Annotated in this window: 18 protein-coding genes and 1 rRNA gene; 16 read left to right on the top strand and 3 right to left on the bottom strand. The window is 74.9% G+C overall.

Features of this window, described 5'->3' with window-relative positions; translation table 11 throughout:
- Positions 1–131: 131 nt before the first annotated feature.
- The 3 genes from rpmI to BUB17_RS17850 all read left to right on the top strand — a co-directional run bounded on the left by rpmI (position 132) and on the right by BUB17_RS17850 (position 1,684).
- Positions 132–326, top strand: a complete 195-nt coding sequence (gene rpmI / locus BUB17_RS17860; protein ID WP_072920038.1) for a 50S ribosomal protein L35 — start codon at positions 132–134, stop codon at positions 324–326.
- A 29-nt stretch (positions 327–355) separates the two neighbouring features.
- The gene (rplT, locus tag BUB17_RS17855) at positions 356–739 is read left to right on the top strand and encodes a 50S ribosomal protein L20 (protein WP_072920037.1); all 384 of its coding nucleotides are present in this window, start codon (positions 356–358) and stop codon (positions 737–739) included.
- 159 nt (positions 740–898) lie between these two features.
- Positions 899–1,684, top strand: coding sequence for a TrmH family RNA methyltransferase (locus tag BUB17_RS17850; RefSeq protein ID WP_072920036.1), 786 nt, complete (start codon positions 899–901; stop codon positions 1,682–1,684).
- Positions 1,685–1,702: 18 nt separating this feature from the next.
- Here the strand turns inward: BUB17_RS17850 and BUB17_RS17845 are convergent, their stop codons facing one another.
- Positions 1,703–2,086, bottom strand: coding sequence for a cupin domain-containing protein (locus BUB17_RS17845; RefSeq protein WP_072920035.1), 384 nt, complete (start codon positions 2,084–2,086; stop codon positions 1,703–1,705).
- Positions 2,087–2,210: 124 nt separating this feature from the next.
- Positions 2,211–4,472 carry a diguanylate cyclase domain-containing protein gene (locus BUB17_RS17840; protein WP_244277344.1) on the bottom strand — a complete coding sequence of 754 codons (2,262 nt, stop codon included), beginning with the start codon at positions 4,470–4,472 and terminating at the stop codon, positions 2,211–2,213.
- 241 nt (positions 4,473–4,713) lie between these two features.
- Between BUB17_RS17840 and BUB17_RS17835 the strand changes: the two genes are divergently transcribed.
- The 3 genes from BUB17_RS17835 to BUB17_RS17825 all read left to right on the top strand — a co-directional run bounded on the left by BUB17_RS17835 (position 4,714) and on the right by BUB17_RS17825 (position 9,123).
- A complete protein-coding gene (locus BUB17_RS17835) occupies positions 4,714–5,781 on the top strand; it encodes a phenylalanine--tRNA ligase subunit alpha (RefSeq protein ID WP_072920034.1) in 1,068 nt (355 codons plus the stop codon).
- Positions 5,781–8,267 carry a phenylalanine--tRNA ligase subunit beta gene (pheT, locus tag BUB17_RS17830; RefSeq protein WP_072920033.1) on the top strand — a complete coding sequence of 829 codons (2,487 nt, stop codon included), beginning with the start codon at positions 5,781–5,783 and terminating at the stop codon, positions 8,265–8,267. The genes BUB17_RS17835 and pheT overlap by 1 nt, the downstream gene beginning before the upstream one ends.
- Positions 8,268–8,346: 79 nt before the next feature.
- Complete coding sequence (locus BUB17_RS17825) at positions 8,347–9,123, top strand: SDR family NAD(P)-dependent oxidoreductase (RefSeq protein WP_244277343.1); 777 nt, start codon at positions 8,347–8,349, stop codon at positions 9,121–9,123.
- A gap of 6 nt (positions 9,124–9,129) precedes the next feature.
- Here BUB17_RS17825 and BUB17_RS17820 read toward each other — a convergent pair whose 3' ends face one another.
- Positions 9,130–10,011, bottom strand: coding sequence for a diacylglycerol/lipid kinase family protein (locus BUB17_RS17820; RefSeq protein WP_072920032.1), 882 nt, complete (start codon positions 10,009–10,011; stop codon positions 9,130–9,132).
- Between the two features lie 247 nt (positions 10,012–10,258).
- On the opposite strand from BUB17_RS17820, the gene argC reads away from it, so the two are divergent.
- The 10 genes from argC to BUB17_RS17770 form a co-directional block, all read left to right on the top strand.
- Positions 10,259–11,299 (top strand): N-acetyl-gamma-glutamyl-phosphate reductase, encoded by a 1,041-nt coding sequence (gene argC / locus BUB17_RS17815; protein WP_244277341.1) that lies wholly within the window; start codon positions 10,259–10,261, stop codon positions 11,297–11,299.
- 25 nt (positions 11,300–11,324) lie between these two features.
- Complete coding sequence (argJ, locus tag BUB17_RS17810; protein ID WP_072920030.1) at positions 11,325–12,488, top strand: bifunctional glutamate N-acetyltransferase/amino-acid acetyltransferase ArgJ; 1,164 nt, start codon at positions 11,325–11,327, stop codon at positions 12,486–12,488.
- The gene (argB, locus tag BUB17_RS17805) at positions 12,485–13,546 is read left to right on the top strand and encodes an acetylglutamate kinase (RefSeq protein ID WP_244277339.1); all 1,062 of its coding nucleotides are present in this window, start codon (positions 12,485–12,487) and stop codon (positions 13,544–13,546) included. The genes argJ and argB overlap by 4 nt, the downstream gene beginning before the upstream one ends.
- Complete coding sequence (locus BUB17_RS17800) at positions 13,543–14,730, top strand: acetylornithine transaminase (protein ID WP_072920029.1); 1,188 nt, start codon at positions 13,543–13,545, stop codon at positions 14,728–14,730. The genes argB and BUB17_RS17800 overlap by 4 nt, the downstream gene beginning before the upstream one ends.
- Positions 14,727–15,671, top strand: a complete 945-nt coding sequence (gene argF, locus BUB17_RS17795) for an ornithine carbamoyltransferase (RefSeq protein ID WP_072920028.1) — start codon at positions 14,727–14,729, stop codon at positions 15,669–15,671. The genes BUB17_RS17800 and argF overlap by 4 nt, the downstream gene beginning before the upstream one ends.
- 64 nt (positions 15,672–15,735) lie before the next feature.
- On the top strand, positions 15,736–16,272 hold the full coding sequence (locus tag BUB17_RS17790) for an arginine repressor (RefSeq protein ID WP_072920027.1): 537 nt from the start codon (positions 15,736–15,738) through the stop codon (positions 16,270–16,272).
- Entirely contained in the window at positions 16,269–17,726 is a 1,458-nt protein-coding gene (gene argH / locus BUB17_RS17785; protein WP_072920026.1) for an argininosuccinate lyase, read from the top strand. The genes BUB17_RS17790 and argH overlap by 4 nt, the downstream gene beginning before the upstream one ends.
- Positions 17,690–18,370, top strand: a complete 681-nt coding sequence (locus BUB17_RS17780; RefSeq protein ID WP_244277337.1) for a DNA-3-methyladenine glycosylase — start codon at positions 17,690–17,692, stop codon at positions 18,368–18,370. Before argH ends, BUB17_RS17780 begins: the two co-directional genes overlap by 37 nt.
- A 229-nt stretch (positions 18,371–18,599) precedes the next feature.
- A complete protein-coding gene (gene tyrS / locus BUB17_RS17775) occupies positions 18,600–19,883 on the top strand; it encodes a tyrosine--tRNA ligase (protein WP_072920025.1) in 1,284 nt (427 codons plus the stop codon).
- A gap of 475 nt (positions 19,884–20,358) precedes the next feature.
- A 16S ribosomal RNA gene (locus BUB17_RS17770) occupies positions 20,359–20,588 on the top strand; the annotation flags it as partial.

Here is a 20,588-nt window from a genome sequence, read left to right as displayed (position 1 = left end):
CCCTGCAGGAGGGCCGAGGACCGCACCACCAGACGCACCGGCGCCGGAACCGGTGGACGTCGCGGTAGCTCCCGGGCTGCCGCGACGTCGACGTGCCACGGCGCCGCCACACACGAACGAGGACCGAGGACATGCCGAAGCAGAAGACGCACAAGGGCACCGCGAAGCGAGTGCGCGTGACGGGCAGCGGGAAGCTCATGCGCGAGCAGGCCAACAACCAGCACAAGTTCGAGCACAAGTCCTCGCGTCGCAAGCGCCGGCTCGACCAGGACCAGGTCATCTCCCCGGCCGACACCAAGAGCCTCAGGAAGCTGCTCGGGCTCTGAGCGCCCCCTAGACGAGAAGGAGCCCTTCCGTGGCACGCGTGAAGCGGGCGGTCAACGCCCAGAAGAAGCGCCGGACGACCCTCGAGGCGGCCAGCGGCTACCGGGGCCAGCGGTCCCGGCTGTACCGCAAGGCCAAGGAGCAGATCCTCCACTCGGCCACCTACCAGTACCGCGACCGCAAGGTGCGCAAGGGTGACTTCCGCAAGCTGTGGATCACCCGCATCAACGCCGCGGCCCGCCAGAACGACATGACCTACAACCGGTTCATGCAGGGTCTCAAGCTCGCCGGCATCGAGCTCGACCGCCGCGTGCTGGCCGAGCTGGCCGTCAACGAGCCGGCCGCCTTCGCCGCGCTGGTGGAGACCTCCCGGGCCGCCGTCGCCGCCGCGCCGGCCGGCGGTCAGGCCGCCTGAGCCCGGTCAGCAGCACCCGCGACGCCGCCGGCGTCCGGCCCTCACGGGGGCCGGCGCCGGCGGCGTCGTCGTGTGCGCGGACCGCGAGATCTGCACACTCGCGGTCTTCGGACCCCTGATGACGACCACTGTGCAGATCTCGCGGGAGGAGGGACGACCGTGGAGCCGCTGACCGAGCGCTCGGCGCGGGTGGTGGCCGCGCGCAAGCTGACCCGGCGGGCCGGTCGCGATGCCGCGGGGCTGTTCCTCGCCGAGGGGCGGCAGGCCGTCGCCGAGGCACTGGCCGATCCGGCTGGGGTCCGCGAGGTCTTCGCCACCGAGTCCGCCGCCGCGGCGCACCGGGACCTGCTCGCCAGCTCGCCGGTGCCGGTCCGGGCGGTGACCGACAAAGCGGCCGCGTCGCTGTCGGAGACGGTCACCCCGCAGGGCCTGGTCGCCGTCTGCGCGCTGTGTGACGTGCCGGCCGACGTGCTGGTGGCCCGGCCGCCGACCCTCACCGTGGCGCTGGCCGAGCTGGCCGACCCGGGCAACGCCGGCACCGTGCTGCGCACCGCGGACGCCTGCGGCGCCGGTGCCGTGGTGTTCGGGGCGGGCTCGGCCGACCCGTACGGCGGCAAGGCGGTGCGCTCCAGCGCCGGCAGCCTCTTCCACGTCGACGTGGTCCGTGGGGCGCCGCTGCCCGGGCTGCTGCCACGTCTGCAGGCGGCCGGCGTCACCGTGCTGGTCGCCCATGGCGGGGGCGAGGTGACGCTCCCCGAGGCGGCCGACCGGCTCAGCGGCCCGGTGCTGTGGCTGTTCGGCAACGAGGCCCGCGGTGTGCCCGCCGACCTCGCGGCGCTGGCCGACGCCCGGGTGCGCATCCCGATGCGGGGGCGGGCCGAGAGCCTGAACCTGGCCGCCGCCGCGGCGATCTGCCTCTACACCACCCAGCTCGCCCAGCGCTGATCGGCGCGCATGCGGAGCTCACCCCGGAGCGGGACCGTCGACGTTGACCACCGGCGGGCCGGTGCCGCCGCGGACGACGACGATCGCCGACTCCTCGTCCGTGGGGTTGCCCTCGCGGTGGATGGCGTGCGGGGGCACGTACAGGAAGTCGCCCGCGCCGGCGTCGAGCACCTCTCGGCCCCCGGGGCCGAACTCCATCCGCACCGCGCCGGACACGACGTAGATCGTCGACTCGTGCTCGCCGTGGTGGTGCCAGCCCGAGACGGCGCCGGCCTCGGTGGTCACGTAGCCGGCCCACGTGCTCCCGGTGTCCAGCGCCTGCTCGCGGTGCATCCCGGATGTCGGCTGGCCCTCGGTCCGCTCCTCGGGCCGGACCAGCCGCACCGCCGCGTCCTCGTCCATGATTCCTCCCGTCCGATCGGGACGAGCAGAGGTTCTCGCGCCGGGACGCCGGACTCAACCCGCGCTCGGACCAGGCCGGCGCGCCGCCGGAGCCGCTCCGGGTGAGCCCTCGGCGCGGTGGTGCTCAGCCGGTCGGCCGCATCCGGGTGGCGTACATCCGCATGTCGGCCGAGTGCAGCAGCGCCGGGAAGTCGGCGCCGTCCTCGGGCCAGACGCTGACGCCGGTGCTCGCCCGGACGACGACCTCCTGGTCGCGCAGCGTCACCGGGCGGGCGACCACCGCGGCCAGCTCGTCGGCGATGCGGCCGGCCTCCGCGCCCGCGGTGGCCTCCGGCAGACCGGTGAGCGCCACGAGGAACTCGTCGCCACCGAGCCGGGCCAGCAGGTCGTTGCGTCGCAGCCGGCCGCGCAGCCGCTCGGCGACCGCGACCAGCAGCTCGTCGCCGACCGCGTGGCCGAACCGGTCGTTGACCCCCTTGAAGCCGACCAGGTCGACGAACAGCAGCGCCACCGCCTCGCTCCGGACCCGGGCGTTCCAGATCGCGGTGTCCACCTGCTCGGCCAGGCGCCGCCGGTTGGGCAGGCCGGTGAGCGGGTCGGTGCAGGCCAGCTCCTCGATGCGGGCCAGGTGGCTGCGGGTGCGGTCGCGCTCCTGCACCAGTGCCCGCTCGGCCTCCACGCGGGCGGTGACGTCGACCTGGGTGCCGATGTAGTGGGTGACCGTGCCGTCGGGGCCGGTGACGGGCGCGAGGTGCAGCTCGTTCCACCACGGCGTCCGCTCGGGGCCGCGGTGGTTCAGCATCGCAACCCGGCACTCCTCCCCGGCGTCGACCGCGCGGCGGACGGCGGCGACCGCCGCCGGGTCGGTGTCCGGGCCCTGCAGGAACCGGCAGTTGCGGCCCAGCAGCTCGCTCGTCGGCAGCCCGGCGAGCCGTTCGAAGGCCGGGTTGACGTAGACCAGCGGCTGGTCGGGCAGCCGGACGTCGACGATCGACACCCCGCTCGGGGTGGCCGCCAGCGCGCCGTGCACGAGGGTGTCGCCGGTCGCGCTGACGAGGACCCCGACGTCGACCTGGCCGGCCACGGGCGCGGCCGGCTCCGGACGTGGTGGCGACGGCAGCGGCTCCTGCGGCGGGGCGACCCGGGCCAGCAGCGCCGCGGTCGCCCGGACGACGGTGTCGCGGTCGTAGGTCAGGGCGTAGGCGAACCGGCGCTGGGCGTCGGGGCCGTCGTCGCCCAGGTCACGGGCGAGCAGCGCGGCGGCGAAGTGCGGGCCGAGCACGGTGACGTCCCACTCGCCACGGAGCGGGTCCGCCGGGTCCAGCGCCGCACCACGCAGGCCCGGCAGCGGCTCGGCCGGCAGGTCCTCGCCCAGGGCGCACACGAAGCCGGTGCGCTCCACCAGGTCGCGGTAGCGCAGCGTCGTCGCCGGCGTGAAGTGCCGGGCCTCCTGGAAGGTGGCCGCCACCACCGAGGCGGCGCCCAGCCGCAGCGCCTCGCGCTCGAGCTGCTTGGACAGCTCGATGAGCAGCGCCTTGGGCGCCTCGCGCAGCGGGACGTCGATCGGCAGGCAGGCGAAGGGCGAGACGTCGGCGTCCTCGCTGACGGTGTCGGGTAGCTGCGAGGGCAGCACCAGGGAGCCGTGGACGGCGCCGTCGACCGGCCCGGGGTCGGGGCGGCCGAAGAACCAGCCCTGGCCGAGGGTCGCACCCAGGGCGCGTGCCGTGGCGAGGTGGGCCTCGTCCTCGATGCCCTCGGCGAGCACCACGGAGCCGGTGCGCTCGGCGTGCGCGTTCACCGCGTTCATGATCTCGGCGATCGCCGGGCCCGGGCGCTCCTGCACCAACCGCAGGTCCAGCTTGACGACGTCGGGCCGCAGCAGCGGCATGAAGGCCAGCGACATCGCCTCGGCGCCGACGTCGTCGACCGCCACACCCCAGCCGACCGAGCGGACCCGCTCCACGGTGCGCAGCAGCTCGGCCGGCCGGGTGGCCAGCGCGCGCTCGGTGATCTCCAGGACCACCCGGAGCCCGCCGGGAGCCGTCTGCGCGATGGCCAGCAGTTCCTCCATCGGCGCGCGGTCGAGCACCTCGGGCTCGACGTTGACGAAGAGGGTGAGCGGCGCCTGCAGGCCGACCGCGAGCGCGCCGGTGAGCGCCGCGGTGCGGCAGGCGGCGTCCAGCTCGGCGAGGCGGCCGGCCTCGCGGGCGGCGGCGAAGAGGGAGTCGGGGCGCTCGAGCGGGCCCTGGGGACCGCGGGCCAGGGCCTCGTAGGCCACCACGCGGCCGGTGTCGAGCTCGACGATGGGCTGGAAGACGCTGCGCACCGCCCCGTTCCGCAGGACGTCGTCGATCGTCGTCGCGGGGGCGGTGGGGGAGATGGTCACGTCTCCCCATCGGTCCGCCGTCCACCGTGTTGAGCAGCGAGACCGGGGACTCCCTCCCCGGGGTGAGGGTCAGGCCGGCAGCACCGTCCCTCGCCCAGCGGCGAGTGCGACGAACTCGTGGTCGTCAGCCGCTGATCGCCACGAGTTCGTCGCACCCGGACGGCGGCGGCGGTGTCCGCGCGGACGCGTCCGGGGAAACCCGCCAGCAGCGCCGTCGGGACCGCGGGCAGAATGGCCTCCCGTGTCTGGCGCCAACGACCCCTACGACCCCAAACAGGTCGCCGCCCTCTCGCCGGAGGCCCTCGACGCCGCGGTCGCCGAGGCCCGGCGGGCGTTCACCGGGGCCGGGGGCCTGGAGCAGCTGGCCGCCGTCCGCCCGGCCCACCTCGGGGACCGCGCGCCGGTGCTGCTGGCCCGCCGCGAGCTCGGCGCCCTGCCGCCGGCCGCCCGTGCCGACGCCGGCAAGCGGGTGAACGCCGCGCGGGTCGCCGTCACCGAGGCGTACGAGAGCCGGCGGGCCGAGCTGGAGGGCGAGCGCGACGCGCGGGTGCTGGCCGAGGAGCGGGTCGACGTCACCCTGCCCTGGGACCGGGTGCCCCGCGGCGCCCGCCACCCGCTGACCACGCTCACCGACCGGATCGCCGACATCTTCGTCGGGATGGGCTACGAGGTCGCCGAGGGCCCGGAGCTCGAGGCCGAGTGGCTGAACTTCGACGCGCTCAACATCGGCCGCGACCACCCGGCGCGCACGATGATGGACACCTTCTTCGTCGCCCCCCAGGACTCCGGCCTGGTGCTGCGCACCCACACCAGCCCGGTGCAGGCGCGCACCATGCTCTCCCGCACCCCGCCGATCTACGTGGTCGCGCCCGGGCGGGTGTACCGGACCGACGAGCTCGACGCGACCCACCTGCCGGTCTTCCACCAGGTCGAGGGCCTGGCCGTCGACCGCGGGCTGACCATGGCGCACCTGCGCGGCACCCTGGACCACCTCGCCCGCTCGCTGTTCGGTGCCGACGCGGTCACCCGCTGGCGGCCGTCGTACTTCCCGTTCACCGAGCCGTCGGCGGAGTTCGACGTGTGGTTCCCCGAGCACCGCGACGGCCCGCGCTGGGTCGAGTGGGGCGGCTGCGGGATGGTCAACCCCCGGGTGCTGGTCGCCTGCGGCATCGACCCGGAGGAGTACTCCGGCTTCGCGTTCGGCATGGGCATCGAGCGGGCCCTGCAGTTCCGCTCCGCCGTCGGCGACATGCGGCACTTCGCCGAGGGCGACACCCGGTTCACCACGGCATTCGGAGTGGAGCAGTAGTGAGGGTCCCCATCGGCTGGCTGGCCGAGCACGTCGACGTCCCCGCCGGCGTCGGCGTCGAGGACCTCGACGCCGCCTTCGTGCGCCTGGGCCTGGAGGTCGAGGAGGTCCACCGCCCCGCGGAGGTCACCGGCCCGCTGGTCGTCGGCCGGGTGCTGGAGATCGAGGAGCTGGCCGGCTTCAAGAAGCCGATCCGGTACTGCCAGGTGGACGTCGGTGAGGCGGAGCCGCGGGGCATCGTCTGCGGCGCCAGCAACTTCGCCGTCGGGGACGCCGTCGTGGTCGCGCTGCCCGGCGCCGTGCTGCCCGGCGGCTTCGCGATCGCCGCGCGCACGACCTACGACCGCGTCTCCGACGGGATGATCTGCTCGGTCCGCGAACTCGGCGTCGGCGAGGACCACGCCGGGATCCTGGTGCTGGGCGACAGCACGACCGGCACGACCCCGGCCCCGGGCACCCCGGCCGGCCCGGTGGTCGGCCTGGACGACGTGGTCGTCGAGCTGGCCATCACCCCCGACCGCGGCTACTGCCTGTCGATGCGCGGCATCGCCCGCGAGCTGGGCACCGGCCTCGCCGTCCCGTGGCGCGACCCCGGGGCGGTGACCCCGCCGGCCTGGTCGGGGGAGCCCGCGTGGCAGGTCACGGTCGAGGACGCCGACCGCTGCGACCGCTTCTCCATGATCGCGCTGGAGGGCCTGGACCCGACCGCGCCGACCCCGTGGTGGATGCGCCGGCGGCTGGCGCAGTCCGGCGTCCGCAGCATCTCACTGGCCGTCGACGTCACCAACTACGTGATGCTCGAGCTCGGCCAGCCGATGCACGCCTTCGACCGCGACCGGGTGCGCGGGCCGATCGTCGTCCGCCGGGCACGGGAGGGCGAGCGGCTGACCACCCTCGACGGCGCGGAGCGGCGGCTGGCGTCCGACGACCTGCTCATCACCGACGACTCGGGCCCGATCGGGCTGGCCGCGGTCATGGGTGGCGCGTCGACGGAGATCGGCAGCGGCTCCGAGGGCAGGGCCACGTCGAACGTGCTGCTGGAGGCGGCGCACTGGGAGCCGACCGGGGTGGCGCGCACCGCCCGCCGGCACCGGCTGCCCAGCGAGGCGGCCAAGCGCTTCGAGCGCGGCGTCGACCCGGAGATGACGGTGGCCGCGCTCGTCCGCGCCGCCGCCCTGCTCGCCGAGTACGGCGGCGCCCGCGTCGTCGGGACGCCGGTGGACGTCGACACCCGTGGTCCCCGCCCGACGATCGCGCTGGACGCCGCGCGGCCCGGCCGGGTCGCCGGCGTGCCCTACCCGCCGGCGCAGGTCACCGAGCTGCTGGAGGCGGTCGGCTGCACGGTCGACGGGGACGCCTCGCTCACGGTCACCCCGCCGTCCTGGCGGCCCGACCTCACCGACCCGGCCGACCTGGTCGAGGAGGTCGTGCGGCTGGCCGGCTACGACGGCGTCCCCTCGGTGCTGCCCACGGCCCCGCCCGGGCGCGGGCTGACCGAGCGGCAGCGGCGGCGCCGTGCCGTCGGGCGCGCCCTGGCGGAGTTCGGCTACGTCGAGGCGCCGTCCTTCCCCTTCGTAGGAACGGCGGCCCTCGACGCGCTGGGCGTGCCTGCGGACGATCCGCGCCGGCAGGTCGTGCTGGTCCGCAACCCGCTGTCGGAGGAGGAGCCGGCGCTGCGGACGACGTTGCTGCCGGGGCTGCTCGCCGCGCTGGCGCGCAACCTCTCCCGCGGCATCCGCGACGTCGCCCTGTTCGAGCACGGCGCCGTCTTCCCCGGCGGGGAGCGGTCGGCGGCTCCGCTGCCCGGCGTCGACCGGCGTCCGGACGACGAGACGCTGGCCGCGCTGCTGGGCGCGGTGCCGGAGCAGCCCTGGCACGTCGGCGTCGCGCTGGCCGGCCACCGCGAGCCGCGCGGCTGGTGGGGTCCAGGCCGTCCGGCCGGCTGGGCCGACGCGGTGCAGGCCGCCCGTCGGGTCGCCGAGGCCGCGGGGGTCGAGCTGACCGTGCGCGCGGGGGAACGGGCGCCGTGGCACCCGGGCCGCTGCGCGGAGCTGCTGGTCGACGGGCGCGGAGTGGGTCACGCCGGGGAGCTGCACCCGCGGGTGTGCGCGGCGCTGGACCTCCCGGCGCGCACCGCGGTCATGGAGCTGGACGTCGATGCGCTGCCGCCGGCGTCGGTACCGGTGGGACCGCGCCTGTCGAGCTTCCCGCCGGTCTTCGTCGACCTGGCCTTCGTGCTGGACGCGGCGGTGCCGGCGGCGGCGGTCGAGGAGTCGATCCGCGAGGCCGCCGGGGACCTGCTCGAGGCGGTTCGGCTGTTCGACGTCTACACCGGCCCGCAGGTGGGGAAGGGTCGGCGGTCGCTGGCGTACTCGCTGACCATGCGCGCGCCGGACCGGACGCTGTCCGGCGAGGAGGCCGCCGAGGTGCGGCAGCGCGTGGTGGCGTTCGTCGAGCAGGCGCTGCAGGCCGAGCTCCGTGGGTGAAGGACCCCCCGCCCCCCGCCCCTCACAGGCTCGCGGCGGGTCCCTGCAGGGGGCCGCACTCTCGGGTTCCGTAGCGCTGGTGACCGGCGCGTCCAGCGGGATCGGCCGGCACCTCGCGGAGGGCTTGGCCACCCGCGGCATGGCCGTGGCCGGTATGGCGCGGAACGGCGAGCGGCTGGCGGCGACGATGGACGAGGTCGCCGCCGCCACCGGCGCGCGGACGCTGGCCGTGCCCGCCGACGTCACCGACCGGGCCGCGGTGGAGGAAGCGGTCGCGCGGGTCCGGGAGGAGCTCGGGCCGGTCGACCTGCTCGTCAACAACGCCGGGGTGATCGATGCGGCCGAGGAGCCGCTGTGGGAGGCCGACCCCGACCAGTGGTGGTCGGTCGTGGAGAGCCACGTCCGCGGCGCCTTCCTGCTCGCCCGCGCCGTCGTCCCGTGGATGGTGCTGCGCAACCGCGGTCGCGTGGTCGACCTCGCCAGCGGGATGGGCGTGCGCGCCCGCCCGGAGTACTCGGCGTACTCGGTGGCCAAGACCGGCCTGATGCGGATGACCGAGGCGCTGGCCGGTGCCCTGGAGGGCCTCGACGTGCGGGCGTTCGACGTGGCGCCCGGCGTCGTCGACACCCCGATGACCCGCGCGATGCCGATGTGGCACGGCTTCACCGACTGGACGCCGCCGGAGCGCGTCGTCGAGCTGGTGGCAGCGATCGCCGCCGGGGAGCTCGACCAGTGGTCCGGCCGGTTCCTGCGGGCCGGCGCGGACGACCTCGCCGTCCTGCGGGCCACCACCCCGCAGGACGCCGCCCGGCAGCTGCGGCTGCAGCCCTACGGGGACGACGACCCGCTGGCCTGACCGGCGTCAGACGACCGTGGCCAGCGCACCCGGTGCGATGTCGACGGCGACCGGGGTGTTCGCGTCCAGCTCCACCAGCTCGCCGTCCAGCTGCAGCGGCATGGGGGCGAGCGCCGTGAACGCGTAGTGGGTGGCGCTCGGTTGCGGCCCGAGCCCCCGGGTCGCCGCCCTGATGAGCGTCCCGAGCACGCGCAGCTTGCCGGTGCGCCGCTGCGTGATGACCTCGAACCGGCCGTCGTCGGGGCGGCCGCCCTCGCTGAGCGTCGCGTACTTGGCCATCTCGTCGATGTTGGCGAACACCAGGCTGTCGATCGTCCGCCGTCTGCCGTCCTCGAGCCGGATCGGGAACGGCCGGAAGCGGGAGAAGGACCGCACCACGGTCACGATCTCCCGCCACGACCCCTTCCCGCCCTCCTCCAGGTCGACGGCGACGACGGGTGTCAGCCCGACGCCGATGTAGGAGTGCGCGTACCGGGTCCGCGCGGTGGCCCCGGTGCCGATGGTCAGCCGGAGGAGGTCTATCCGGCGCACGTCCCCGGCCACGATGGCGTCGGCCAGTGGCCGCTCGCGCGTCACCCGGCGGTGGTCGTTGGCGTTGCCGGCGGCCCGGACAGCGCAGACGGCCTCGGTGTCCCCGGCCTGCAGAACGCCGTCGACGACCTCGTTGTACCCGCCGTCGCCGCTCACCGAGACCAGCAGCGGGCGCCCGGCGCCGGCCACCTCTCTCGCCAGGTCGCGGGCGTGCCCCGCGTACCGGGTGGGGCAGAGCTCCACCGGCACGTCCGGCAGCCGCCGGGCCAGTTCGGCGCGCAGTTCCTCCGCCGACCGCGGCGCGTCGCCGGTGCTGTGCGGGTTGAAGATGACCACGATCCGGTCGAACGGACTCACGTCGGTGCTCCTCGGATGGGCGGGGCCCGTTGACGGCCGGGTACGTGCCCCGGAGCCGCGGTCAGCACGCGTGCTGACCGGAGTCGGGTGCCGGTTGGTCCGGGGCGTCGGATCGAGGTCGGCCCCGGCAGGTGGTCTGCGCACTGTCCTCCCTTGCTCCGCACTGCAAGCAGGGGGTGAGTGTTCCGGAGGTCCTCGCCGCCGGCCCTCGTGAACAGTCATGCATGGCCGTGTATGGTCATGCATCGTGAGCGGATCGCAGACGTGGACGGTCGGGGTCACCGGCGCCACCGGGTACGCCGGGGGAGAGGTGTGCCGGCTGCTCGCCGGACACCCCTACCTCCGGCTGGCCGGAGTGCACGCCAACTCGAGCGCCGGCCGACGACTGGGGGAGCTGCAGCCGCACCTGCTGCCCTACGCCGACCTCGAGGTCCGGCCGAGCGGTGCGGCGGACCTCACCGGCTACGACGTCGTCGTCCTCGCCCTGCCGCACGGGGAGTCCGCCGCGATCGCCGCGCAGCTGCCCGGCGACACGCTCGTCGTCGACTGCGGCGCCGACCACCGGCTCAACGACCCCGCCGCGTGGGCGCGCTGGTACGGCTCGGAGCACGCCGGCACCTGGCCCTACGGCCTGCCCGAGCTGCCCGGCCAGCGCGAGCAGCTCGCCGGCGCCCGGCGGATCGCCGTCCCCGGCTGCTACCCGACCTCGGTCACCCTGGCCCTGGCCCCGGCGCTGGCCGCCGGCCTGGTCGCGCCCGACGTCGTGGTGGTCGCCGCCAGCGGCACCTCCGGCGCCGGGAAGTCGGCCAAGCCGCACCTGCTCGGCAGCGAGGTCATGGGCTCGGTCAGCGCCTACGGCGTCGGCGGGGTGCACCGGCACACGCCGGAGATGGTGCAGAACCTCTCCCACGCGGCCGGCGCGCCCGTCACCGTGAGCTTCACCCCGACTCTGGTGCCGATGAGCCGGGGCATCCTCGCCACCTGCTCGGCCCCCCTGGCCGCGGGCAGCGACGAGGCCGCCGCCCGGGCCGCCTACGAGAAGGCCTACGCCGACGAGCCGTTCGTGCACCTGCTGCCCGAGGGGCAGTGGCCCACGACGGCACAGGTGCTGGGCGCCAACACCGTCGCCCTGCAGCTCGCGGTCGACCCCGACGCCGGCCGGCTCGTCGTGGTCGCCGCGGTGGACAACCTGACGAAGGGCACCGGGGGAGCGGCGGTCCAGTGCGCCAACCTCGCCCTCGGCCTGCCCGAGACCACCGGCCTGCCGGTCGTGGGGGTGGCACCATGATCATCAGCGCACCGGAGGATGCCCTGTGAGCGTCACCTCCCCTCAGGGCTTCTCCGCCGCCGGCGTCGCCGCCGGGTTGAAGTCCTCGGGCGCCCCCGACGTCGCCGTCGTCCTCAACCACGGTCCGGACGACGCCGCGGCGGCGGTCTTCACCACCAACCGCTTCCCGGCCGCGCCGGTGCTCTGGAGCCGTCAGGTGCTGGCCGGCGAGCGGGCGCGGGCGGTCGTGCTCAACTCCGGCGGCGCCAACGCCTGCACCGGGCCCGAGGGTTTCCAGGACACCCACGCGACCGCGGAGCACGCCGCCGCGGAGCTCGGCATCGGCGCGATCGATGTCGCGGTCGCCTCCACCGGGCTCATCGGCGTCCGGCTGCCGATGGACAAGCTGACCGCCGGCGTCACCGCCGCGGTCGAGGCGCTCAGCGAGGACGGCGGCCCGGACGCCGCCCGCGCGATCATGACCACCGACAGCGTGCCGAAGACGACGGTGCAGGCCCGCAGTGGCCCCGACGGTGGCTGGACCGTGGGCGGCATGGCCAAGGGCGCCGGCATGCTCGCGCCGAGCCTGGCCACGATGCTCGTCGTCCTCACCACCGACGCGGTGGTCGACTCCGGCACCCTGCAGACCGCGTTGAAGCAGGCGACCAGCGTCTCCTTCGAGCGGGTCGACTCCGACGGCTGCCTCTCCACCAATGACACGGTCGTCGTCCTGGCCAACGGCGCCAGCGGGGTCACGCCGAGCGCCGAGGAGGTCACCGAGGCGCTCACCGCCGCGGCGACCGACCTGGCCATGCAGCTGCTGGCCGACGCCGAGGGCTCGACCAAGGACATCGCGATCACCGTCCGGAACGCCGCCAGCGTCGAGGACGCCCTGACCGCCGGCCGCGCCTGCGCCCGCAACAACCTGCTGAAGACCGCGCTGTTCGGCAACGACCCCAACTGGGGCCGGGTGCTGGCCGCGATCGGCACCACCGACGCCGCCTTCGAGCCCGACCGGGTCGACGTGACCATCAACGGGGTCACCGTCTGCCGGGGCGGCGCGATCGGCGACCCGCGCGAGGGCGTCGACCTCACCGGCCGGGAGATCACCATCGACGTGGACCTGGACGCGGGTACCGAGCAGGCGACGATCTGGACCAACGACCTGTCCGTCGCCTACGTGCACGAGAACTCGGCCTACTCCACATGAGCGACCTCACAGCACCCGACCCCGGGCCGCACGGAACCACCGCGCACGACCCGGCCGCTCAGGACCCCACCCCGCCCGACGTCCGGGTCGACGAGGCGCCGCCCACGGTGCCCGTCGTCCGCAAGCGGATCGGCACCAGCCGGGTCATGCGCACCTACGACCCCGAGGGCGACGCCCGCAAGGTCGCCGTCCTGACCGGGGCGCTGCCGTGGCTCAAGGAGTTCCACGGCAACGTCGTGGTGATCAAGTACGGCGGTCACGCGATGGTCGACGAGGCGTGCCGCCGCGCCTTCGCCGAGGACATGGTCTTCCTGCGGACCTGCGGCATCCTCCCCGTCGTCGTCCACGGCGGCGGCCCGCAGATCACCGAGATGCTCGGCCGGCTGGGCATCGCCAGCGAGTTCCGCGGCGGCCTGCGGGTCACCACCGAGGAGACCATCGACGTCGTCCGCATGGTGCTCACCGGTCAGGTGACCCCCGAGGTGGTCGGGCTGATCAACCAGCACGGCCCGCTGGCGGTCGGCCTGTCCGGTGAGGACGGCGGCCTGTTCACCGCCGAGCGCACGCTCGCGACGGTGGACGGCGAACCGGTCGACGTCGGCCTGGTCGGGGACGTCGTCGCGGTCGACCCGGCCCCGGTGCGGGCGCTGCTGGAGTCGGGGCACATCCCGGTCATCGCCACCGTCGCCCCGGACGCGGACGGCGTGGTGCACAACGTCAACGCCGACACCGCCGCCGCCGCGGTCGCCGTGGCCCTCCGTGCGGTGAAGCTCGTGGTCCTCACCGACGTCGAGGGGCTCTACGCCGACTGGCCGGACCGCGACTCGCTGGTGCAGCAGATCGACGCCGGCGAGCTCGCCGAGATCCTGCCGACCCTCGACTCGGGGATGGTCCCGAAGATGGCCGCCTGCCTGCGGGCGGTCGAGGGCGGGGTGAAGCGGGCGACCGTCGTCGACGGCCGCACCCCGCACGCCCTGCTGCTGGAGATGTTCACGTCCGAGGGCACCGGGACCATGGTGGTCCCGGCCCGCAGCACCACCGGAGAGGAGCCGGCATGACCCACACGGAGGAGCTGGCCACCCGCTGGTCGGCCGTGATGATGCACAACTACCGGACCCCGCCGGTGGCGCTGGCCCGCGGCGCGGGGGCGACCGTGTGGGACGTCGACGGCTGCGAGTACACCGACCTGCTCGGCGGCATCGCGACGACGATCCTCGGCCACGCCCATCCGCGGGTCGTCGAGGCGATCACGAAGCAGGCACGGACGCTGGGCCACGTCTCCAACCTGGCGATGCACGAGCCCGGGGTCACCCTGGCCGAGCGGCTGCTCGAGCTGGCCGGGCGGCCCGGCCGGGTCTTCTTCTGCAACTCCGGCGCCGAGGCCAACGAGGCCGCGTTCAAGCTCAGCCGGCTCACCGGGCGCACCGAGGTCGTCACCGCGGAGGGCTCCTTCCACGGTCGGACCATGGGCGCGCTCGCACTCACCGGCCAGCCGGGCAAGGCTGATGCGTTCGCCCCGCTGCCCGGCGGCGTCCGGTTCGTGCCCTTCGGCGACGCCGAGGCGCTGGCCGGCACGGTCACCGACCGGACGGCGATGGTGCTGCTCGAGCCGATGCTCGGCGAGGGCGGCGTGCAGCCGGCCCCGCCCGGCTACCTCGCCGCCGCCGCGCGGACCGCTGCGGACTCCGGCGCGCTGTTCGCCGTCGACGAGGTGCAGACCGGCACCGGCCGCACCGGGCACTGGTTCGCCCACCAGGCCGACGGCGTGGCCCCGGACGTGGTCACCCTGGCCAAGGCGATCGGCGGCGGACTGCCGCTGGGCGCCACCCTCGCCTTCGGCGACGCCGCGGACCTGATGACCGCCGGCTCGCACGGCTCCACCTTCGGCGGCAACCCGATCGCCGCCGCCGCCGCGCTCGCCGTCCTCGACACGATCCGCGACGAGGGGCTGCTGGAGCGGGCCAAGGAGCTCGAGCACCGGTTCACCGCCGGCATCGAGGGCCTCGGCCACCCGGGCGTCTCCGGCGTGCGCGGCAAGGGCGCGCTGCTCGGCGTCGTCCTCACCGCGCCGGTCGCCGGGGCGCTCGAGGCCCGGCTGCGGGAGGCCGGGTTCCTCGCCAACGCCGTCGCTCCGGACGTGCTGCGGCTGGCGCCGTCCCTGGTGCTCACCGACGCGCAGGTCGACGCCTTCGTCGCCGCCCTGCCGGCCGCCCTGGACGCCGCGATGGGAACCGCCCCGTGACCCGGCATTTCCTGCGGGACGACGACCTCACGCCCGCCGAGCAGGCCGAGGTGCTGGCGCTGGCGGCCGAGCTCAAGCGCACCCGGCACACCGCGGCCGCGCCCACCCCGCTGCGGGCCCCGAACGGCGTGCCCCGCGCGGTCGCGGTGCTGTTCGACAAGCCCTCGACCCGCACCCGGGTCAGCTTCTCCGTCGGTGTGGCCGAGCTCGGCGGGTACCCGCTGGTCGTCGACGGCGGCGCCAGCCAGCTCGGCCGCGGGGAGTCGGTCGAGGACACCGCCCGCGTGCTCGACCGGCAGGTCGCCGCGATCGTCTGGCGCACCTTCGGCCAGGACCGCATCGAGGCGATGGCCGCGGTCAGCCGGGTGCCGGTGGTCAACGCGCTCACCGACGCCTTCCACCCCTGCCAGATCCTCGCCGACCTGCAGACCGTCGCCGAGCGCAGGGGCGCCCTCACCGGCCTGACCATGAGCTACCTGGGCGACGGCGCCAACAACATGGCGCAGTCCTACCTGCTCGGCGGCGCCACGGCCGGCATGCACGTGCGCATCGGCTCGCCGGCGTCCTTCTCGCCCGACCCCTCGGTCGTGAAGCGCGCCGAGGAGATCGCCGCCGAGACCGGCGGCTCGGTGCTCTGGACCGATGACGCCGCGGCCGCCGCCGACGGCGCCGACGTCCTGGTCACCGACACCTGGGTGTCGATGGGGCAGGAGGAGGAGTACGACGCCCGCGTCGCGCCGTTCCTCCCCTATGCGGTGGACGACGCGGCACTCGCCCGGGCGGCCGGCGACGCCGTCGTCCTGCACTGCCTGCCCGCCTACCGCGGCAAGGAGATCGCTGCGTCGGTGATCGACGGCCCGCGGAGCGCCGTGTGGGACGAGGCGGAGAACCGGCTGCACGCGCAGAAGGCGGTCCTGATCTGGCTGCTGGAGAACTCGTGAGACCGGCCGCCGCCCGCCGCGCCCCGGCGGGAGCGCACTCCTGGCGACTGCCGGAGCGATCCGGGTGACGACCGCGCTGACCCGTCGGGCGCGCCAGGCGCGCATCCGCGAGCTCATCGAGGTCCAGCCGGTCACCTCGCAGACCCAGCTGGCCGCGCTGCTCGCCGGATCGGGCATCGAGGTCACCCAGGCGACGCTGTCGCGGGACCTGGAGGAGCTGGGGGCGGTCAAGCTGCGCGGGTCGGACGGCGCCCCGGCGTCCTACGTGGTGCCGCCGGAGAACGCCCCCCTGCGCCCCGCGCAGGCCGCGCCGGCCCGGCTCACCCGGCTGCTGGGCGACCTGCTGACCTCCGCCGAGGGCAGCGCCAACCTCGCCGTCGTCCGCACACCGCCGGGCGCGGCACAGTTCCTCGCCTCCGCCCTGGACAAGGTCGGCCTCCCCGAGGTCCTGGGCACGATCGCCGGGGACGACACTCTGCTGGTCGTCTCCCGCCGTCCCGACGGGGGAGCGGCTCTGGCCGACCGGCTGCGCGCGATGGCCGAGCGCGCCCCGGCCCCGACGAGCGAGCCCGGAACCGACCTGGAGGACACCGCACCGTGAGCCCGGCCGACCCTCCCGTCGCCCCACCCTCGTCGCACACCCGGCTCTGGGGCGGCCGCTTCGGCGGCGGCCCCTCCCCGGCGATGGCCGCGCTGTCGAAGTCCACGCACTTCGACTGGCAGCTGGCCCCCTTCGACCTGGCCGGCTCCCGCGCGCACGCCCGCGTCCTGCACCGGGCCGGGCTGCTCACCGACGAGGAACTCGACCGGATGGTCGGCGCGCTGACCGAGCTCTCCACCGAGGTGGCCGACGGCCGCTTCCTGGCGATCGAGTCCGACGAGGACGTGCACGAGGCCCTCGAGCGCGGCCTCACCGAGAAGCTCGGCGCCCTCGGCGGCAAGCTGCGCGCCGGCCGCAGCCGCAACGACCAGATCGCCACCGACCTGCGGCTGTACCTGCGGCACTCCGTGCGGGCGCTGGTCGCCGAGCTGTCGTCCTTGGAGTACGCGCTGGTCGGCCTCGCCGAGCGGTACGCCGACGTGGCCGCCCCGGGCATGACCCACCTGCAGCACGCCCAGCCGGTGCTCATCGCCCACCAGCTGCTCGCCCACGCGCACGCCTTCACCCGCGACGTCGACCGGCTGCGGGACTGGGACCGGCGGACGGCGGTCAGCCCCTACGGATCCGGCGCACTGGCCGGCTCGTCACTGCCGCTGGACCCCGACGCGGTCGCCGCCGAGCTCGGGTTCGACCGCGCGTCGGACAACTCCATCGACGGCGTGAGCGACCGTGACTTCGCGGCCGAGTTCTGCTTCGCCGCCGCCCTGATCGGCGTCCACCTCTCCCGGCTGGGGGAGGAGGTCGTCCTCTGGACGTCGACCGAGTTCGGCTGGGCCCGGCTCGACGACGCCTGGGCGACCGGGTCGTCGATCATGCCGCAGAAGAAGAACCCGGACATCGCCGAGCTGGCCCGGGGCAAGTCCGGCCGGTTCGTGGGCAACCTGACCGGCCTGCTCACCATGCTCAAGGGCCTCCCGCTGGCCTACGACCGCGACCTGCAGGAGGACAAGGAGCCGGTCTTCGACTCGATGGAGCAGTTGCTCCTGCTGCTGCCCGCGGTCACCGGGATGATCGCGACGCTGACGCTGCGCCGCGAGGTGCTCGAGGCGGCGGCGCCGCAGGGCTTCGCGCTGGCCACCGACGTCGCCGAGTGGCTGGTCCGCCAGGGGGTGCCGTTCCGCTCGGCGCACGAGATCTCCGGCGAGATGGTGGCGTTCTGCGAGCAGGCGGGCCTGGAGCTCGACCAGCTCGACGACGACCAGCTGGCCGGGATCGACGAGCGGCTCACCCCCGAGGTGCGGTCGGTGCTCTCGGTCCCCGGCGCGCTGGCGGCCCGCAAGGCCCGCGGCGGAACGGCGCCCGAGCAGGTGGCCGGGCAGCTGACCGCGCTCAAGGCGCTCGCCACCGAGCACGCCGGGTGGTCGACGGCCTCGCCCGTGGCGGCGGCGCTCTGAGCGCTCCCGGTCCGCTGCTCACCGCTGAGGACCTCCTCGGGCCGGCGGACGCGGTCGCGCCGACGCTGCTCGGCTGCTGGGTGGTCACCGACCGCCCGGAGGGGCAGGTGGCCGTGCGGCTGACCGAGGTCGAGGCCTACGCCGGCAACGGCACCGACCCGGCGGCGCACTCCCACCGCGGTCCCACGCCCCGCGCAGCGGTCATGTTCGGCCCGCCCGGGCGGCTCTACGTCTACTTCAGCTACGGCGTGCACTGGTGCGCGAACGTCGTCGTCGGCGCGGAGGGCCAGGGGTCGGCGGTGCTGCTGCGCGCGGGGGACGTCGTGGCAGGGGCAGAGCTGGCCGCGTCCCGCCGTCCCGCCGCGAAGGTCGCCCGCGACCTCGCCCGCGGACCGGCGCGGCTCGCACAGGCGCTGGCCATCGGCCCCGACGACAAGGACGCCGAGCTGCTCGACCCGTCGTCCACCGTGCGGCTGCACCGCGGCGACCCGCCGGCGCAGGTCTCGGCCGGCCCGCGAGTCGGGATCAGCGTGGCCACCGAGCTGCCGTGGCGGTTCTGGGAGACCGGTGCGGCGTCGGTCAGCGCCTTCCGCCCGGGTGGGAAGCCCCACCGGAGGACCGGCGGGCAGGATCGGGACCGGTGACCGGCCCCGCGGGGTCACGCGTGGACGGAGCACCCCGGGCACGGAGCCGGCGAGCGCCAGCGAGGATGGACCCGGTGACCGAGCTCGCGAGGTCACGCAGGGACGGAGCACCCCGGGCACGGGGCCGACGAGCGCCAGCGAGGATGGACCCGGTGACCGAGCTCGCGAGGTCACGCAGGGACGGAGCACCCCGGGCACGGGGCCGACGAGCGCCAGCGAGGATGGACCCGTGACCGACGTGATCTCCGAGCTGCACCGCCGCGGGCTCATCGCCCAGAGCACCGACGAGGACGCCCTGCGCGCCCACCTGGCCGCCGGACCGGTCACCTACTACGCCGGCTTCGACCCGACCGCGCCCAGCCTGCACGTCGGCCACCTGTTGCAGTTCACGGTGCTGCGGGCGCTGCAGCGGGCCGGGCACCGGCCCGTCGTCCTGGTCGGTGGCGCGACCGGCCTCATCGGCGACCCCCGGCCGACCGCGGAGCGCCAGCTCAACGACCGCGGGACCGTCGCCGGCTGGGTGGACAGCATCCGCACCCAGGTCGCGCCCTTCCTCGAGGTCCCGGCCGAGCGGGAGGGCCTCGAGGCCCCGGTCTACGTCGACAACCTGCAGTGGACGGCGCCGCTGAGCGCCATCGACTTCCTCCGCGACCTCGGCAAGCACTTCCGCGTGGGCCGGATGCTGGCCAAGGAGGCGGTCGCCGCCCGGCTGAACTCCGAGGCCGGCATCAGCTACACCGAGTTTAGCTACCAGATCCTGCAGGCCAACGACTACCGCGAGCTGTACCGGCGGCACGGCGTCACGCTGCAGACCGGCGGCTCGGACCAGTGGGGCAACCTCACCGCCGGCATCGACCTGGTGCGCCGGACCGAGGGGGCGACGGTGCACGCGCTGTCCACCCCGCTGGTCACCAAGTCCGACGGGACGAAGTTCGGCAAGAGCGAGGGCGGCACGGTGTGGCTGGACCCGGAACTCACCTCGCCCTACGCCTTCTTCCAGTTCTGGCTCAACGCCGACGACGCCGACGCCCGCGCCTGGCTGCCCCTGTACTCCGAGCGTCCGGCCGAGGAGGTCGAGGCGCTGGTCGCCGAGTCCGTGGACCGCCCGGCCGCCCGCGTGGTCCAGCGCGCACTGGCCGAGGAGCTCACCCGTCTGGTGCACGGCGAGGACGAGCTCCGCCAGGCCGAGGCCGCCGGCCGGGCGCTGTTCGGCCGGGACGACCTCCGGGCCCTGGGCCCGGAGACGCTCGGCGCCGCCCTGCGGGAAGCCGGCAGCGTCACCGTGGACGGCGGGACGCCGACCGTCGCCGCTCTGCTGCAGCAGACCGGACTGGTCTCGAGCCTGTCGGAGGCCCGCCGGACGGTGAAGGAGGGCGGCGCCTACCTGAACAACGAGCGGGTCACGGACGCCGACGCCGTGCCGGCGGAGGGGGATTGGCTCCCGGGTGGCTGGTTGGTCCTGCGCCGGGGGAAGCGCTCGGTGGCCGGCGTCCAGCGCGCCGAGGGCGTCTGAGCTGAAGGTGAACAGCGTGTTACGCCACGCTTCCGGACCGGTGTCGGGCGTCACGCCGTCAGCGGTTTGACAGCCCGGACGACACGCACGTAACTTTCTCCCTGCGCCCGGCGAGACCGGAGCGGGGCACGGGGACGAGTTCCCGCCCCGCAGGTCGGACCAGGCGCCGCCTGTCCAGTCGCCGAGCGGGCTTCGGGAACACAACCCCGGAGGTCGCCGGTTGCACTGGGCGCCGCCGCTCCGAGCGCCGAGCCCGGGTCCTGGACCCGCCGCTTGACGGACACAGGGAGCGGCGTAACGTGGAACAGCCGCCGCGATCGAAGGCCCACCAGCCGGGTATCGCGAGCGTCCGCTCCTTGAGAACTCAACAGCGTGCCGAAAGTCAGTGCCAAGTTTGAACCCCTTTTGTGGGTTTCTTTGGGTTGATTGACATCAAGAGTGCTAGCTCTTGGTTCTCGGCTCGGTATCGAATTCATCTACGGAGAGTTTGATCCTGGCTCAGGACGAACGCTGGCGGCGTGCTTAACACATGCAAGTCGAACGCTGAACCCGCTTCGGTGGGGGATGAGTGGCGAACGGGTGAGTAACACGTGGGCAACCTGCCCCCGGCTCTGGGATAACTCCAAGAAATTGGGGCTAATACCGGATGTTCACTGCTGGCCGCATGGTCGGTGGTGGAAAGGGTTTCCGGCTGGGGATGGGCCC

This window comes from Geodermatophilus obscurus, assembly GCF_900143215.1.
Classification (GTDB): domain Bacteria; phylum Actinomycetota; class Actinomycetes; order Mycobacteriales; family Geodermatophilaceae; genus Geodermatophilus; species Geodermatophilus obscurus_A.
The sequence above is the reverse complement of the archived record's forward strand: the minus strand, read 5'-3'. Positions and strand labels throughout refer to the sequence as shown.

Coding starts and splice junctions, on each gene's coding strand:
- rpmI (WP_072920038.1), top strand. CDS start 132: ATGCCGAAGCAGAAGACGCACAAGGGCACCGCGAAGCGAGTGCGCGTG.
- BUB17_RS17845 (WP_072920035.1), bottom strand. CDS start 2,086: ATGGACGAGGACGCGGCGGTGCGGCTGGTCCGGCCCGAGGAGCGGACC.
- argB (WP_244277339.1), top strand. CDS start 12,485: ATGAGCGACCTCACAGCACCCGACCCCGGGCCGCACGGAACCACCGCG.
- BUB17_RS17800 (WP_072920029.1), top strand. CDS start 13,543: ATGACCCACACGGAGGAGCTGGCCACCCGCTGGTCGGCCGTGATGATG.